Below are 15,126 nucleotides of genomic sequence, written 5' to 3' on the forward strand. Positions count from 1 at the left end.
TCAACGGATCAGTTCCAGGTGCAAGCCTTCGGTTGGCGCATCGCCGACTTCCAGCCGGGCGCTGCGCACACCGGCCTGGACCAGTTGCTCGCGCCAGGCCTCGGCGCCGCTGCCACTGAGGCTGGCGCGTAGCGTGCTGTCGAGGTTGAGGCTGCGGGCCAGCAGGGCGGCCCAGGTAGCCTGGGGCTTGGCCAGGTCAGGGTAGTCGAGTTTGCCGGTGTCGCGCAGTTCACGCAGCACCGTGGCTGGAGTGGGCAGCAGCTCGCCCAGCGGGCTGGCGGCGACGAACTCCTCGACATGCAGGTAGGCGCGGCGGTTGCCACGGGTCACGCTGTACAGCGCCACCAGCGTATCGGCTTCTTCGGCGGAGCGGCGCAGCAGGATGAACGCCTGCTGCTCGTCACCACCGTTGAGCCGGGCATTGGCGAACACGTCGTTGGCCCACAGGCTGGCTTCACCGCAATCACGGCCCTGGCACCAGAACAACGGGTAGCCGCCGTCGTGCTGCAGTGCCTCGCGAGCGCTGGTGAAAGCTTCGCGTGCCGTGCGCTCGACCGGCAGTTCATAGGTGACCGAGCTGACCTGGCCGCGGCTCTCGACCTTGTCGTCGACCCGCAGGCGGCCGCTGATCTTGCGCAGCGGGCCCAGCGGATAGACACGCTCCTGCTCCACAGCCGGGCGCTGGTCGACCACTTTGGCGTCGACGGGGACAGGCAGGTTACCCGCAAACAGCAGCGGGCTGACGGTGGCGAGGCAGACGGCAATGGCGCCGCGAATGAAAACAGGTGCGCTCATCGACCGCCCTCGCAGAGGCCGGGGCAAAGCGCGTGAATGTCTGGCAAGTACATGGTTGTCTCCCTTTCAACCCGCCAAGCCTCGACACTTGCCCGGTGCAAGTCAAGGAATGCCAAAGAAGCGATTGAAACAGTCTGCGACAAGGGTCGCGCCCTGGGCGTCGTTCAAGTGCAGATGATGCCCGCCTGGCAGGGTCACCTGCTCGAAGGGTAGCTGTTCCAGCATTTCCGTGTGGCGCGCCAGCATGCCGTCGCCCGCGACCACCAGGCAGGCCGGGCAGGCGACGCGCTGGACGAAGGCCATGGCCTGGGCCTGGTTCAAACGTGTGGGCGACGGCAGCGTCAGGCGGCTGTCACTGCGCCAGCTGTAGCCGCCGGGCACCGGCATCAGGCCGCGCTGGGCCAGGAGCTCGGCGGCCTCGCGGCTGACCGCGACCATGCCTTTCATGCGCGCCTCGACGCCCTCTTCCAGGGTCGTGTACACCGTCTTGCGCTTGCCCTCAAGGCGCAACTGCGCCTGCAAAGCCATCCCCAGACGCTCGGCGGCGTCCTGCTCGGCGATGGTGGGTGGGATGACACCATCGATCAGGGCCAGATGGCTGATGCGCTCGGGCAGCGCCCCGGCCAGCTGCACCGAGATGATCGCACCCAGCGAGTGGCCGAGCAGGCCGAAACGCTGCCAGCCCAGCTGTTCGGCGACCCTCAGCACGTCATGGGCGTAGTCGGCCAGGGCGTAGCCGGCACCCACCGGGCGATGCTCCGAGTAACCGTGCCCGGCCAGGTCCAGGGCGACGATGCGCAACCCTTCCAGTTGCGGCGCCAGGCGGGCGAAGCTGTTGGCGTTGTCCAACCAGCCATGCAGGGCGATCACCGGCAGGCCATCGGCCGGCCCGAACAGGTGCGCGGCCAGTTCGATATGACCAAGCGCCAGGCGGATCTCCTCGACCTGAGCGCTCATGGCTGCTGGCTCCAGCGGTCGAACAGTCCCTTGATCAGGCTCGCCGTATCCCCGGGTCGCTCCAACGGGAACATGTGCCCACCCGGCAGGCTGTGGTACTCGCCCTTGGCCATGCCGCGCACCGCCAAACCATGGTGCTTGCGGATCACCCGGCTCTGGGCGCCACGCACCATGGCCAGTGGCACCTGCAACTGACGGGGGGGCGCCGGGCTGATGTGGGGGATGCTGCGGTAGATGCTGATTTCGGTGGCGGGATCGAAGCGCAGACGCAGCCCCTCGTCCGTGCTCACCAGGCCGTGCTCGAGATACGCCTCGAGGCATTCAGGGTCGAAATGGCGGAACAGGGTCTTGCCCGAGAAGTACTGGCGAGCGCTGTCGCGGTCAGGAAACGCCTCGCGTCGGCCCAGGGTACGCCCGGCCGGGGTGATGCGGTCAATGAAGCCCAAACGCTTGGCCGCCTGGATCAGCCATTCGTCCACCCGGGTCAGCACAGGCGAATCGAGCATCACCACCCCTCGGTAGTATTCGGGACGGCGCAGCGCCGCATGCAAGTGCAGCACCCCGCCCAGCGAATGGCCGACACCCCAGACGGGAGCATCCTGTTGTTCGAGGTGATGCAGCAGTTCATCGACCAGGCTCTGCCAGTTCTCGTTCACCGGAAAGCGCGGGTCGTGGGCATGCTGTGCCAGGTGCCGGACCTCGTAGTCCGGTGCCAGCGCGGTGAACAGCTTGCCGTAGGTGGCCGACGGGAAGCCATTGGCGTGGGCGAAGAAGATCTGCTGCGACATGGCCGCCTGCTCTGCACGGGGAAAGGTTGGCCCATTGTCGACAAGGTGGCGGATGGCGGCAACGTCCGGAAAGGTCATCACCAAGGGCGATCAGGTCATTCAGAACTCGCCTAAGCTCTGCATCGAGCGGCGCAGGCAGGCTTGAATATAGGCCAGTTGCTGCTCCAGGGCGTCACGTGCCAGGTGCTTGTCCTGATGATCCAGGCCCAGCCTGCGCAGGGCCAGGCAGCTGCTTTGCAACAGATGCGCCATGCGAATGCTGGCATCCTGCAGGCGGCGCAGGTCTTCCTCACCCTCGAATGCCGAGGACTGACCAGTGCCCTGTCGTTTACGCACCTTGCCCATCAATTGATAGAGCTTGGCATCCGCCGACTCGCGCAACAGGCTGTACTCGGCAAAGTCCAGCACGCTGTCACGCTGCACCTTCTCCAGTGTGGGTCGTAGATCAACCGAGCACACCAGCTCCAATCTTCGGCTGTTCATCCCACGCTCCCGGGTCCTGCCGCACATTCACATCCTGGCGAAGACGCTAGCAAGCAGGCAGCACGTGCGACAACTGGCAAAAATGCCAGTTGCCTGCATCAGCTTGGAGCGTGCAAGGCACGCAAGGTCATCAGCCCTGCCAGCGGCCAATCCCCGTCCAGCTCGGCCAGGCTGGCCGTGCTCATGGGGGCGGGTTGCTGGCCGTGACCGTGCTCGAGCAACCCCACCAACGTGCCCACCAACGGCTGGTGGCTGACGAGCAAGACATGCTCCAGCCCCAACCGTTCGATTTCACCGATCACCTGCCGCGCATCGCTGTCCGGGGTGAGCCATGGCACGGTGCGCACCGGCTCGGCGAAGCCAAGGGCTTCGTGCACCAGCGCCGCGGTCTGCTGCGCCCGCACATAGGGGCTGGCGATGATCGCCTGCAGCGGCTGCCCCAGCAGCCGGGCGGCGCTGCGCAGCACCTGCTCGCGACCATGGGCGGTCAGGCGCCGCTCGGCGTCGGAATTGGCGCGCGGTTCGGCCTCGCCATGGCGCAGCACCCAGAGCTTCACAGCTTGGGCTCCTCGTCACGCACTGGGTGCGGTGCCGGGGCCACGGCATGGGGCGTTTCGCCTTCAGGGGCGCGTGGCGCCGGCCAGTCGGCGAACGGCCAGGGCTTGCTGTCGGTGTGGAAGCTGCCGAAACGGCCGATCTGCGCCAGGTACTGGCTGAGGCTGTCGCCGAAGTTCATCAGGCTGGCGCTGGGGGCGCCGTAGATCAGCCGGTAGACCAGCTGGACCAGCACCAGGCCACCAAGCAGCAACTCAGCCAGTTGCCAGACCACCAGGAACACCAGCATCCACAGCACCCGCAGGATGATCGACTCGCGCTGGGCGCGCTCCGGGGTATCGTTCATAGGTCGCTCCTTCAATTGAAACCACTGGTGGAAATGAAATCGACGTCGGTCTTGGGTTCGGCACGCATCAGGTGTTCGATCACCTGGTTGAGCGTGCGGCCTTCGAACAGGATCGCATGCAGGCCCGCCACCAACGGCATGTAAACCTGCACTTCCTGGGCCTTGGCCTTGAGCACCTTCAGCGTGTTGACGCCTTCGGCCACCTCGCCCAGGCGACTCACCGCCTCTTCGAGCGTCAGCCCCTGACCCAGGGCATGGCCGACCTGGTAGTTGCGGCTCTTGGGCGAGGAACAGGTGACGATCAGGTCACCGACGCCGGCCAGGCCCAGGAAGGTCATGGGGTTGGCGCCCTGGCTCACGGCGAAACGGGTCATCTCCGCCAGGGCACGGGTGATCAGCATGCTTTTGGTGTTCTCGCCCATCCCCAGCGCCACGGCCATGCCGGCGATGATGGCGTAGACGTTCTTCAGCGCGCCGCCCAGCTCGACACCAAAGCGATCAGTGCTGGCATAGACACGGAACGTGCGGCCATGCAGCACTTCCTGCACCTGCCTGCACAGTGCTTCGTCCTCGCTGGCCACCACGGTGGCAGTCAGCGCATGCTCGGCGATCTCGCGTGCCAGGTTGGGGCCCGACAGCACACCGATACGCGCCTCAGGCGCGATCTCTTCGAGGATCTGGCTCATCAGCTTGAAGGTGTGCGCTTCGATGCCTTTCGTGAGGCTGACCAGGCCCTTGCCGCGCAGCAGCTCGGCGTGGGGCGCCAGCACGCTGCGCAAGGCGCTGGAGGGCAAGGCGACGAAGATCAGCTCGCTGCCCTGCAGCGTGGCAAGCAGGTCGTTGACCGGCTGCACGCCGTCATGCAGGCGAATGCCCTTGAGATAACGCGGATTCTCGCGATTGACGCGCATCGACTCGGCCTGGGCCGGGTCGCGCATCCACTGGCGTACCGGATGGCCGTTTTCCGCCAGCAGGTTCGCCACGGCGGTGCCAAAGCTGCCGCCTCCAAGAACTGCAACAGGTTGCTGTTCAGTCATATCCAATCCGTTAACCAATAAAGTAAATGGCGACCTGCGCATTATACGGGGCACATGCGACAGAACCAGTGTCGCATCGCAAGGCGTGGGCGCAACTGCCTTCAATATGGAAGCTGGCCCGGCTTTGCCGGGCATCGCCAGCAAAGCTGGCTCCTACAGGTTTGCAGTGAGGCCCAGGCATCCGCGATGCGGCAATTCGCCAGCCGCCGATCGCTGGCAAAAGCCTCACGGTCGGTTAACATGCCTGATTAATCTCTGAAACAAGGCCGTTTCGTGTTCCCTGGCACGCCCCCTTATCCGCGCCTGTTGCTGCTGACCGCCCTGCTTGGCGGCCCGGCCATGGCCGACGATCTGTTCATCGACAACCAGGACCTGCCCCAGGTTCTGACCGCCACGCGCCTCAAGCAATCCCCGGCCGCGGTGCCCGGCAGCATGACCGTGCTCGACAACGAGCTGATCCGCGCCAGCGGCGCCCGTGATATCCCCGAGCTGCTGCGCCTGGTGCCCGGCATGATGATCGGCTACGGCGCCGGCAACCAGCCGACGGTCAACTACCACGGCAGCAACGTCAGCGACGCCCGGCGCATGCAGGTGCTGATCGACGGCCGCTCGGTGTACCGCGCGGGCCTGGCCACGGTGGACTGGAGCGACATTCCCGTGGCCATGGAGGACATCGAGCGCATCGAAGTGTTCCGTGGCCCCAACACCGTCAGCTACGGCGCCAACGCACTGATGGCGGTGGTCAACATCCTCACCCGCAACCCCGCCGACAGCCATGGCACCCGGGTGAAGATGACGCGCGGCCAGGACGGGATCAACGATTACTACACCAGCCAGGGCTTTGGCTGGGACAGTGGCGACCTGCGCTTGTCGCTGTCGGGCCAGCAGGACGACGGCTTCGACGAAGACCAGTTCGGCCGCGACTACCGCGACAGCCGCCGGGCCAACCGCATCAACATCAATGCCGTGCACAGCCTGGCACCGAACCAGACGCTGGATTGGCAACTGGCGGCGAAGGAAGGCAGCAACCAGCGGCCGTATACGTATCAACCTGTGTTCGGCAACTACCGGGCCGGCGACAATGCCGACGTCAACGCCAAGGACTATGCCGGCTCGGTGCGCTGGAACATTGACTTTGACCCAGAGCACAGCCTGTACATCCAAGGCTCGGCCCAGCACTTCGACCGCCAACAGGTGTGGGGGGCCTGCGATGCCGCCATCGCCTTCAGCCCGGAGCTGACCCAGATGTGGCGACTGGACCCTAACTTCACGGAAAAGGTCGCGCGCAACCTGTACACCGGCAACCTGCCCACCACCAGCGACCCGACGCTCGCCACGCTGATGGGCCAGGTACGGGACCAGTGGTCCAACGGCGGTCGCAACACCATCTGCGGCGACGTCGACCAGAGCACCCGCGAAACCCGCTACGACCTGGAGATCCAGGACACCCTGAGCCTGACCGACAGCCTGCGCCTGGTCAGCGGCCTGAACTACCGCTACGACCGCGCCGACTCGCAGACCTATTTCAACGGCAGCCTCGATGACCAGACCTGGCGCCTGTTCGGCCAGCTCGAATGGCGTGCCGACGAACACTGGATCCTCCAGGGTGGGGCGATGTACGAGCACTCGCAACTGTCGGGCAACTCGCTCACCCCACGGGTCGCGGTGAACTACCTGATCACCCCCCGCCACGGTTTGCGCGCGGTGTACTCCGAGGCGATCCGCTCGCCGGACATGTTCGAGAACAACGTCAACTGGAGCTACACGGTCAAGAACCTCACGCCCAACCGCTACGGCCTGCAGAACGGCGAATACTTCGTCAAGACCCGCGGCCCCGGCAACCTCGACCAGGAGCGCATGCGCTCGCGCGAACTGGGCTACAACGGCTACTTCACCGACCTCGACCTGAGCATGGACGTAAAGCTGTTCTACGACGAGATCACCGGGATGATCAGCGAACCGTTGAAGAACAACCAGTTCATCGCCAGCAACGCCAACAAGGCACGCTTCACCGGCAGCGAGGCGCAGTTCGACTGGCGCGCCACCCAGCGCGACCGCCTGCGCGTCACCTACGCCTACGTCGATGCCTGGGCCAGCAACCCCAACGACCGGCGCCTGAGCGCACGCAACAGCGGTTCGGCCGGCTGGCTGCGCGAATGGGGGCGGGGTTGGTCCAGCGCGCTGTTCTATTACGGGGACGACGCGCTCAACCAGTACCGCTATGAGCGTGTCGACCTGCGCCTGGCCAAGCGCTTCAAGGTCCAGGGCAGCAACCTGGAGCTGGCCGCCCTTTGGCAACAGCGCCTGGATGACGAGCCGGTCACGCTGGAGCAGAACCGCTACGACAGCCGCCACCGCCTGAGCGTCAGCGCGGAGCTGGAGTTCTGATGATCGGCCTGCTGCGCTTGCTGCTGCTCTGCCTGCTGCCACTGGGATCGCTGTCCGCCAGCGAGATCCTGCTGGTGGGCGCGGAAGATCAGCCCGGCATCCGCAGCTTCGCCGCGGCCCTGGAAAAACGCCGGCCGCAGGACCAGGTACGCTTCCAGACCGTGGCGCAGATGCCACGTCCTGGCCAACTGAGGGGCGACACCCGGTTGATCCTGCTTGATGGCCCGGCACTGGAGTGGCGCCTGGGCGAAAGCGCCGGGCCGCCTGCGCTGGCCCTGCGGGTCAGCCGGGTTCAGGCCGAACAACGCCTGGGAGCCTCACGCCCGGCTTTTCTCAGCCTGCTATGGAGCGATCCGCCGCTCTCGCGGCAACTGCGCCTGGCCCGCTACCTGTTGCCGCAAGCACGGCGGATCGGTGTGCTGTACGGTGAACACAGCCGCTTCCTGCTCGATGAACTGCGCCAGGCCGCCACGGCGCAAGGGTTGGAGATCGTCGCCCAGGACTGGCCCGACCTGCGCGACAGCCGTCCGCTGCAGCACCTGCTGGGCAACAGCGATGTCCTGCTCGGGCTCGACGACCCTGAACTGTACAATTCAAAATCCGCGAAGAACGTGCTGCTCAGCAGCTATGCACGGCAGATGGCCTTGATCGGCCCAAATGTGGGCTTCGTGCGCGCCGGCGCCCTGGCCAGCACCTTCAGTGACCAGGATGACTGGTTGACTGTGCTCGGGCAGCTGCTCGACCAACCGCCGGCCCGCTGGCCGCGTAGCCTCTATCCCACCCACTTCGGCGTCAGCGGCAACCAGCAGGTCGCCCGCGCCCTTGGCCTGGAAGCGATCGACCCGGACGCCGCTGCCCTGGCCGTGGCCGAAGGAGAAACCACGCCATGAGCAAACGCCTGAGCTGGGACATTCATACCCGCACCCAGATCATCAGCCTGGGCCCTGCCCTGCTGCTCACCTTGCTGCTGATCAGCTTCTTTACCTTCGTGCGCATCCAGGACTTGCGCCAGGAGCTCAACCACACCGGGCAACTGATCGCCAACCAGCTGGCCCCTGCCTCCGAATATGGCGTGATCTCGGGCAACAACGAAGTGCTCGACAGCCTGATGCGCGCCACCCTGAGCATCCCCCATGTGCGCTTCCTCGAAGTGCAGGACAGCCGCAATCACATCCTGGTGTACGTGGAGCAGCCGGACGAAAGCCTCAACCGCGCGCAACGGGTGGAGGTGTTCCAGGCACCCATCCGCCTGCAGCAGATCCGCCTGGACAATGACTTCCTGCTCGGCAAGGCACCGCCACCGACCATCGGCGACGATTATCTGGGGCGGGTGATCGTCGGCATGTCCGACGACGCCTTCAGTCAACGCCAGCAGGAAATCGTGATCAAGGCTGCCATCCTGGCGCTGTTCGCGCTGTTGTTCACCTTCTTGCTGGCGCGGCGCCTGGCCATGAGCCTGTCAAAGCCGATCAGCGACATGGGCCACGCGGTGCGGGCAATCCAGCAGGGCGACTTCAATGCGCCACTGCCGGTGGTCGACGACAGCGAACTGGGCCACCTGGCGCGGCACATCAACAACCTGGCCAGCGCCCTGGACCAAGCCGCCCACGAGCAGCAACAAGCCATGGGCCAGTTGATCCAGGCCCGCGAGGAAGCCGAACAAGCCAACCGCGCCAAGTCGGACTTCCTGGCCATGATGAGCCATGAGCTGCGCACGCCCATGAACGGCGTGCTGGGCATGCTGCAACTGCTCGAGACCACCCAGCTTACCAGCGAGCAGACCGAATACACCGCGGTGGCCAGCGAGTCCACCGGGCACCTGCTCAAGGTGATCAACGACATCCTCGACTTCTCGCGGATCGAGCGCACCACGCTGGAGCTCGAACATATCGACTTCAACCTGGGCGAGCTGATCAGCAGCAGCGTCCAGTCGTTCCAGCACACCGCCCAACAACGCGGCCTGGACCTGCACCTGCAATTGCCCGCAGGCATCGACCACCTGCAGGTGGTGGGCGACCCGACGCGAATCCGCCAGATCCTGCTGAACCTGGTAGGCAATGCCCTGAAGTTCACGGAGCGTGGCGAAGTGGCGGTGGAGGCACGCTGGCAGGTGCTCGACCGCCAGCTCCTGTGGTTCACCTGCACCGTGCGCGACACCGGCATCGGCATCGACAGCAATCGCCTGGAAATGATGTTCGTCGCCTTCCAGCAAGCCGACAGTTCGATCTCGCGGCGCTACGGCGGCACCGGCCTGGGCCTGTCGATCGCCCGCACCCTGGCCGAGCGCATGGGCGGCCAGTTGCGTGGCGAAAGCCGCGAAGGGCTTGGCTCAACCTTCACCCTGGAAATGCCATTGGCGCTGGCCGCCGCGCCGGCCAGCCTGTTGCCCGGCACGGTGCTGGATGCCCCCTGCGGCACTGAAGGTGGACGGATCCTGCTGGTGGAGGACAATCCGGTCAATCAGAGCGTCATCGAAGCCATGTTGCGCAGCCTGGGCTACGAGGTCAGCCTGGCCATCGATGGCGCCCAGGCGGTCGAGCAGGTAGGCCAGCAACGTTTTGTCGCAGTGCTGATGGATTGCCGCCTGCCGCACGTGGATGGCTACGAGGCGACCCGGCGCATCCGCCTGTTACCGCAACACGCCGACCTGCCGATCATCGCCCTGACCGCCAGCGCCCAACAGGGCGACCGCGAACGTTGCCTGGCGGCCGGCATGAACGATTACCTGAGCAAGCCGTTCAAACGCACCGACCTGCAGCGCATCCTGCGCCGCTGGTTGCCCGGTCAGACAGCCGCGACTGGCGATAAATGCTAAAGTGCGGCAGTCTTAGGGACTGGACAGGACCGCCGCTGGGCCTGAAAATAACATTTCAGTGCACACCTGTACTCTTTTTGCCAGGTGCGCTGTGACTTTCACCACAACGCAATAGTCTACCTGTAGGCTGCCGCCCCAGAATGCTAAGCGCTTCGGGCCGGCCGGGAAGATTCATCCCCTGCCACAGGGGGTTATTGAGGAGCTCGCATGACCAAACAAAACGCCTTTACCCGGGAAGACCTGCTGCGCTGCAGTCGCGGTGAGCTGTTCGGCCCCGGTAACGCGCAACTGCCCGCCCCGAACATGCTGATGGTCGATCGCATCACGCACATCAGCGAGGAAGGCGGCAAGTTCGGCAAAGGTGAATTGGTCGCCGAGCTGGATATCAATCCGGACCTGTGGTTCTTCGCCTGCCACTTCGAAGGCGATCCGGTGATGCCGGGCTGCCTGGGCCTGGATGCCATGTGGCAGCTGGTTGGCTTCTTCCTCGGCTGGCAAGGCCTGCCGGGTCGTGGCCGGGCGCTGGGTTCGGGCGAAGTGAAATTCTTCGGCCAGGTACTACCCTCCGCCAAGAAAGTCACCTACAACATTCACATCAAGCGCGTCCTGAAGGGCAAGCTGAACATGGCCATCGCCGATGGTTCGGTCAGCGTCGACGGTCGCGAGATCTACACCGCCGAAGGCCTGCGGGTCGGCGTGTTCACCTCCACTGACAATTTCTAAGGGTTATTCGCATGCGCCGCGTCGTGATCACTGGTCTGGGCATCGTATCGTGCCTGGGCAATGACAAAGCTACCGTCACCGAAAACCTGCGCAACAGCCGTCCGGGTATCCGTTACAACCCGGAATACAAGGAAATGGGGCTGCGTAGCCAGGTTTCCGGTTCCATCGACCTGAATCTGGAAGAGCTGATCGACCGCAAGGTCTATCGCTTCGTCGGCCACGCCGCCGCCTACGCGTACCTGGCCATGCAGGACGCGATCAAGGACGCCGGCCTGACCGAAGAGCAGATCTCCAACCCGCGCACCGGCCTGGTCGCCGGTTCCGGTGGCGCCTCCACGCTGAACCAGATGGAAGCCCTGGACACCCTGCGCGAAAAAGGCGTCAAGCGAGTCGGCCCATACCGCGTCACCCGCACCATGGGCAGCACCGTGTCGGCGTGCCTGGCCACCCCGTTCAAGATCAAGGGCATCAACTACTCGATCTCGTCGGCCTGCGCCACTTCCGCACACTGCATCGGCACCGCCCTGGAGCAGATCCAGTGGGGCAAGCAGGACATCGTCTTCGCCGGTGGCGGTGAAGAAGAGCACTGGAGCCAGTCGTTCCTGTTCGATGCCATGGGCGCCCTGTCGACCAAGCGCAACGAAACTCCCGAGCTGGCCTCGCGCGCCTACGACGCCGACCGTGATGGCTTCGTCATCGCCGGCGGTGGCGGTATGGTGGTGGTCGAGGAGCTGGAGCACGCTCTGGCCCGTGGCGCCAAGATCTACGCCGAGATCGTCGGCTACGGCGCAACCTCCGACGGCTACGACATGGTCGCCCCAAGCGGCGAAGGCGCGATCCGCTGCATGCAGCAGGCGCTGTCCACTGTCGACACCCCGATCGACTACCTGAACACCCACGGCACCTCCACTCCAGTCGGCGACGTCGCCGAAATGAAGGGCGTGCGTGAAGTGTTCGGCGCCAAGGCACCGAAGATCAGCTCGACCAAGAGCCTCTCGGGCCACTCGCTGGGCGCCGCGGGCGTGCACGAGGCAATCTACTGCCTGCTGATGATGGAGAACAACTTCATCGCCGGCTCCGCCAACATCGACGAGCTGGACCCGGAAGTGGCGGACCTGCCGATCGTACGCAAGACCGAAGACGCCAAGCTCACCACCGTGATGAGCAACAGCTTCGGCTTCGGCGGCACCAACGCCACCCTGGTGCTCAAGCGCTGGGAAGGCAAGTGATCGTTTGATGCGCTGAACAAGAAGCCCCGGCCTTGGCCGGGGCTTCTTGTTTCTTGCCCCCTTGTAGGAGCCGGCGTTGCCGGCGAATCAGACGCCACAATGCATGGCACCGACTACGTCGGTGTTCGCCGGCAAAGCCGGCTCCTACAAGGAGCGCGCCGCCTTCAGACCGAGAACCGCTGCACCAGGGTATTGAGGTCCACTGCCAGCCGCGACAGTGCCTGGCTGGCTGCCGAAGTCTCCTCGGCCCCCGCCGACGACTGGTGCGCCAGGTCACGGATGGTGGTCAGGTTGCGGTCCACCTCTCGTGCCACTTGGGCCTGCTGCTCCGACGCGCTGGCAATCACCAGGTTGCGCTCGTTGATCTGGCCGATGGCGCCGGCGATCGCCTCCAGCGCCGCACCTGCCGCATGGGCGCCATCGAGCGTCGAGCGGGCCTGGGCATCGCTCTGCTGCATCCCCTGTACCGCGCGCTCGGCGCCACCGCGAATGGCGACGATCATCTGTTCGATTTCCTGGGTGGACGTCTGCGTGCGATGCGCCAGCGCCCGCACCTCGTCGGCGACCACGGCGAACCCGCGCCCAGCCTCCCCGGCCCTGGCCGCCTCGATGGCCGCATTGAGTGCCAGCAGGTTGGTCTGCTCGGCGATCGAGCCGATCACATCCAGCACCTTGCTGATGTCATGCACTTGCTGGGCCAGCCGGCCGACCTCCTCGGCATTGTCCGCCACGCCACTGGCCAGCGTCTCGATGGCGGTCACCGTGGCCTGTACTTGCTGGCGCCCCTCCCGGGCGATTCGGTCGGACGCCTGGGACGCCTCCGACGTGGCCACGGCATTGCTGGCCACCTCCTCTACCGCAGCGGTCATCTGGTTGACGGCGGTCGCTGCCTGCTCGATCTCCTGGCTCTGCTGTTGCAAGCCACGCGTAGCGTCTTCGGTCACCGCGCTGAGCTCCTCGGACGCCGAGGCCAGCTGGCTGGCGGAATCGGAAATCTGCCCGATGGTGCTACGCAGGCTCTGCTGCATGCTCTTGAGCGCCGCCAGCAGGCGCGCGGGCTCATCGTCGCCCTGCACGGTGATCTGCGGCGTGAGGTCACCCGTGGCGACCGTCTCGGCGACCTCCAGCGACTGCCCGAGCGGTCGTACGATGCTGCGGGTCAAGGCCAGGGCGAGCACCACGGTGAGGCTCAGGGCGATCACCAGCAGCACGCCGACCCACACCTTCGCGCCGTTGTACACGGCCTCGGCCAGGTCGGTGGCGGAGTTGGCCTGGTGGTTGTTCAGCTCGATCAACTCGTTGAGCGTGGCCGTCATCTGGTCGGCCAGCTGGTTCATCTCGCCGTTGACCAGCGCCGCCGCCGCCTGGACATGCCCATCGGTGGCCAACTGCACGACCTGCCCCTGCAAGGTCATGTATTGACGCTCGAGGACTTGGTAGCGGTCGAACAAGGTTCGCTCCTCAGGCAGCACGATCAAGGCGTCGTAGTGACTCTGGGCCTTGCTCAGCCCTCCCTTGATCTCGTCGATGCGAGCACGGTTCTGCTGCTGGGCAGCCGGGTCGGTGTTGACCAGCAGCCGCAGGGTCAAGGCGCGAATGCGCAGCATGTCCTGGGTCATGCGGCCCACCGAGATCACGCTCGGCAGCCAGTTGTTATCAACCTGCTCGGACTGCTGGCGCATGCTGGTCATCTGCTGCAGCGCGAAGCCGCCCAGCGCCACCACCAGCAGCGCCATGATGCCGAAGCCCAGGCCAGCGCGCGGGGCGATATTCAAGCGTCTGAGGCTCATTTCCAGGATCCCTCCCAAAAAGCGTTGTTCCGTCGCTTAATGAAGGTATCGGGCCGCCTGAAAATTGCGTAAGACGAAAAGGCGATATCAAAAAGCTATCCACTGCTAAAACTCGCTACTTCACCGCTTTTGGCAGCAGATTGATAAAATTTGTCCGACTCACCTGCTCCGCCACCGCTGCCGGCAAGGCATCGAGGAACGGGTCGAAACCGTGCATCTGCTCACCCAGGCTGTCGAACCGCCCCACCAGGTCGGAGCCGAGCACGAAACGCTGCGCAAAGCGCTCCACCAACGCCACCCATTCCTGGCGCGGCACACCCTGCGGGCCAAGCAGGTAGGGCTCGCGCACACTCCAGGACAGGTCGACATACAAGTTCGGGTAGTCTTCCAGCAACCGGGTCAGCACTGGCAGGAGAAAATCCATCTGCTCCTGGTGTCGATGGATCTCCAGGCTGCTGCCGGCGTGGGCCCAGATGAAACGGGTATGCGGGTGGTTGCGCAGCGGCTCTTCGATCTCCGCCAGGTACAACGGGTTGCGCTCACGCTTGGAGGTGATGTTCGAATGCAGCAGCACCGGCAGGTCGCGCTCGGCGGCCAGGTGATAGATGCGGGTCATGGCTTCGTTGTTGGCCCGCGGCGTGTCGCCGCTGGTCAGGGCAGTGAGGTCGTCGTGGCGGGTGAACACTTCGCCGATGCCCTGCCACAGCCCCGGATAGAGCTCGAGCATGCGCTCGATATGGCTGACGGCGTTCTTGTCCACCGGATTGAAGCCAGTGAGGAACGGGTGGAAGCGACGGCGCTGCTCCGCTGGTAGCTTCTGCAACGCGTCGGCGACATACAGGTCGGTGGCGCTGTACCAGTAGGCGTCGGCATCGTCGCCCGCATAATAGCGTGGCCGCTTGGGCTCGTCCTCATGCCATTTCTTGGCCACGGGTATCCCCGAGATCATGGACTGCTCCACGCCCGCCGCGTCCATGGCCGCAAGCAGGGCCGGCATGCCCTCGGTCTCCTGGAAGAAATCCACGTAATGCAGGTGCGCGTCGCTGTAACGATAATCGCGCCCCTGCGCCGCCTGGCACAGGCAGCCACCCAGCAAAAGGCAGGCAAGCGTTCGGACGATCATCGCTGGCTCCATACACAGGCAGGAAAAGAGTAGACCCGACACCAACGGCAACGGTTCAGCCGTAGCCTGCGAACCGTTATGCTGGATACCAGTCCCG

General features: G+C 65.0%; 14 protein-coding genes and 1 pseudogene. 5 read left to right on the forward strand and 10 right to left on the reverse strand.

The features are described 5' to 3' along the window. From PSEEN_RS16695 to PSEEN_RS16725, 7 genes are all read right to left on the reverse strand, one after another. Positions 1-795, reverse strand: a complete 795-nt coding sequence (locus PSEEN_RS16695; protein ID WP_011534726.1) for a DUF4892 domain-containing protein — start codon at positions 793-795, stop codon at positions 1-3. A 102-nt stretch (positions 796-897) separates the two neighbouring features. Further along, positions 898-1,752, reverse strand: a complete 855-nt coding sequence (locus tag PSEEN_RS16700) for an alpha/beta fold hydrolase (RefSeq protein WP_011534727.1) — start codon at positions 1,750-1,752, stop codon at positions 898-900. Further along, positions 1,749-2,540 (reverse strand): alpha/beta fold hydrolase, encoded by a 792-nt coding sequence (locus PSEEN_RS16705; protein WP_011534728.1) that lies wholly within the window; start codon positions 2,538-2,540, stop codon positions 1,749-1,751. The genes PSEEN_RS16700 and PSEEN_RS16705 overlap by 4 nt, the downstream gene beginning before the upstream one ends. A 99-nt stretch (positions 2,541-2,639) precedes the next feature. After that, complete coding sequence (locus PSEEN_RS16710) at positions 2,640-3,023, reverse strand: hypothetical protein (RefSeq protein ID WP_011534729.1); 384 nt, start codon at positions 3,021-3,023, stop codon at positions 2,640-2,642. A 98-nt stretch (positions 3,024-3,121) separates the two neighbouring features. Next, entirely contained in the window at positions 3,122-3,580 is a 459-nt protein-coding gene (sixA, locus tag PSEEN_RS16715; RefSeq protein WP_011534730.1) for a phosphohistidine phosphatase SixA, read from the reverse strand. Beyond that, positions 3,577-3,924 carry a DUF4389 domain-containing protein gene (locus PSEEN_RS16720; RefSeq protein WP_011534731.1) on the reverse strand — a complete coding sequence of 116 codons (348 nt, stop codon included), beginning with the start codon at positions 3,922-3,924 and terminating at the stop codon, positions 3,577-3,579. Before PSEEN_RS16720 ends, sixA begins: the two co-directional genes overlap by 4 nt. Positions 3,925-3,935: 11 nt before the next feature. Beyond that, positions 3,936-4,961, reverse strand: a complete 1,026-nt coding sequence (locus PSEEN_RS16725; protein WP_011534732.1) for an NAD(P)H-dependent glycerol-3-phosphate dehydrogenase — start codon at positions 4,959-4,961, stop codon at positions 3,936-3,938. Positions 4,962-5,234: 273 nt separating this feature from the next. On the opposite strand from PSEEN_RS16725, the gene PSEEN_RS16730 reads away from it, so the two are divergent. The 5 genes from PSEEN_RS16730 to fabB all read left to right on the forward strand — a co-directional run bounded on the left by PSEEN_RS16730 (position 5,235) and on the right by fabB (position 12,116). Beyond that, complete coding sequence (locus PSEEN_RS16730) at positions 5,235-7,349, forward strand: TonB-dependent receptor plug domain-containing protein (protein WP_011534733.1); 2,115 nt, start codon at positions 5,235-5,237, stop codon at positions 7,347-7,349. Continuing rightward, positions 7,349-8,239 carry an ABC transporter substrate-binding protein gene (locus PSEEN_RS16735; protein ID WP_011534734.1) on the forward strand — a complete coding sequence of 297 codons (891 nt, stop codon included), beginning with the start codon at positions 7,349-7,351 and terminating at the stop codon, positions 8,237-8,239. The genes PSEEN_RS16730 and PSEEN_RS16735 overlap by 1 nt, the downstream gene beginning before the upstream one ends. Continuing rightward, positions 8,236-10,164, forward strand: coding sequence for a response regulator (locus tag PSEEN_RS16740; RefSeq protein WP_011534735.1), 1,929 nt, complete (start codon positions 8,236-8,238; stop codon positions 10,162-10,164). The genes PSEEN_RS16735 and PSEEN_RS16740 overlap by 4 nt, the downstream gene beginning before the upstream one ends. Positions 10,165-10,371: 207 nt before the next feature. Continuing rightward, positions 10,372-10,887, forward strand: coding sequence for a 3-hydroxyacyl-[acyl-carrier-protein] dehydratase FabA (gene fabA, locus PSEEN_RS16745; RefSeq protein WP_011534736.1), 516 nt, complete (start codon positions 10,372-10,374; stop codon positions 10,885-10,887). 11 nt (positions 10,888-10,898) lie between these two features. Continuing rightward, positions 10,899-12,116: a beta-ketoacyl-ACP synthase I gene (gene fabB, locus PSEEN_RS16750; protein WP_011534737.1), complete on the forward strand. Its 1,218-nt coding sequence runs from the start codon at positions 10,899-10,901 to the stop codon at positions 12,114-12,116. A 164-nt stretch (positions 12,117-12,280) separates the two neighbouring features. Here the strand turns inward: fabB and PSEEN_RS27345 are convergent, their stop codons facing one another. From PSEEN_RS27345 to PSEEN_RS16760, 3 genes and pseudogenes are all read right to left on the reverse strand, one after another. Continuing rightward, a complete protein-coding gene (locus PSEEN_RS27345; protein WP_420806627.1) occupies positions 12,281-13,144 on the reverse strand; it encodes a methyl-accepting chemotaxis protein in 864 nt (287 codons plus the stop codon). Beyond that, a pseudogene (locus PSEEN_RS27350) lies at positions 13,139-13,906 on the reverse strand (MCP four helix bundle domain-containing protein); the annotation flags it as partial. The pseudogene PSEEN_RS27350 and the gene PSEEN_RS27345, both read right to left, overlap by 6 nt. A 115-nt stretch (positions 13,907-14,021) precedes the next feature. Further along, positions 14,022-15,029 (reverse strand): amidohydrolase family protein, encoded by a 1,008-nt coding sequence (locus tag PSEEN_RS16760; RefSeq protein ID WP_011534739.1) that lies wholly within the window; start codon positions 15,027-15,029, stop codon positions 14,022-14,024. Positions 15,030-15,126: the final 97 nt, after the last annotated feature.

The sequence above is a fragment of the Pseudomonas entomophila L48 genome, from assembly GCF_000026105.1.
GTDB lineage: Bacteria > Pseudomonadota > Gammaproteobacteria > Pseudomonadales > Pseudomonadaceae > Aquipseudomonas > Aquipseudomonas entomophila.

Bases quoted from the DNA above. Each gene is read 5' to 3' on its own strand.
- PSEEN_RS16735 (WP_011534734.1), top strand. From the start codon at position 7,349: ATGATCGGCCTGCTGCGCTTGCTGCTGCTCTGCCTGCTGCCACTGGGA.
- PSEEN_RS27345 (WP_420806627.1), bottom strand. From the start codon at position 13,144: ATGCAGCAGAGCCTGCGTAGCACCATCGGGCAGATTTCCGATTCCGCC.
- PSEEN_RS16725 (WP_011534732.1), bottom strand. From the start codon at position 4,961: ATGACTGAACAGCAACCTGTTGCAGTTCTTGGAGGCGGCAGCTTTGGC.
- fabA (WP_011534736.1), top strand. From the start codon at position 10,372: ATGACCAAACAAAACGCCTTTACCCGGGAAGACCTGCTGCGCTGCAGT.
- PSEEN_RS16695 (WP_011534726.1), bottom strand. From the start codon at position 795: ATGAGCGCACCTGTTTTCATTCGCGGCGCCATTGCCGTCTGCCTCGCC.
- PSEEN_RS16710 (WP_011534729.1), bottom strand. From the start codon at position 3,023: ATGAACAGCCGAAGATTGGAGCTGGTGTGCTCGGTTGATCTACGACCC.
- PSEEN_RS16700 (WP_011534727.1), bottom strand. From the start codon at position 1,752: ATGAGCGCTCAGGTCGAGGAGATCCGCCTGGCGCTTGGTCATATCGAA.
- fabB (WP_011534737.1), top strand. From the start codon at position 10,899: ATGCGCCGCGTCGTGATCACTGGTCTGGGCATCGTATCGTGCCTGGGC.
- PSEEN_RS16705 (WP_011534728.1), bottom strand. From the start codon at position 2,540: ATGTCGCAGCAGATCTTCTTCGCCCACGCCAATGGCTTCCCGTCGGCC.
- PSEEN_RS16760 (WP_011534739.1), bottom strand. From the start codon at position 15,029: ATGATCGTCCGAACGCTTGCCTGCCTTTTGCTGGGTGGCTGCCTGTGC.
- PSEEN_RS16720 (WP_011534731.1), bottom strand. From the start codon at position 3,924: ATGAACGATACCCCGGAGCGCGCCCAGCGCGAGTCGATCATCCTGCGG.
- PSEEN_RS16740 (WP_011534735.1), top strand. From the start codon at position 8,236: ATGAGCAAACGCCTGAGCTGGGACATTCATACCCGCACCCAGATCATC.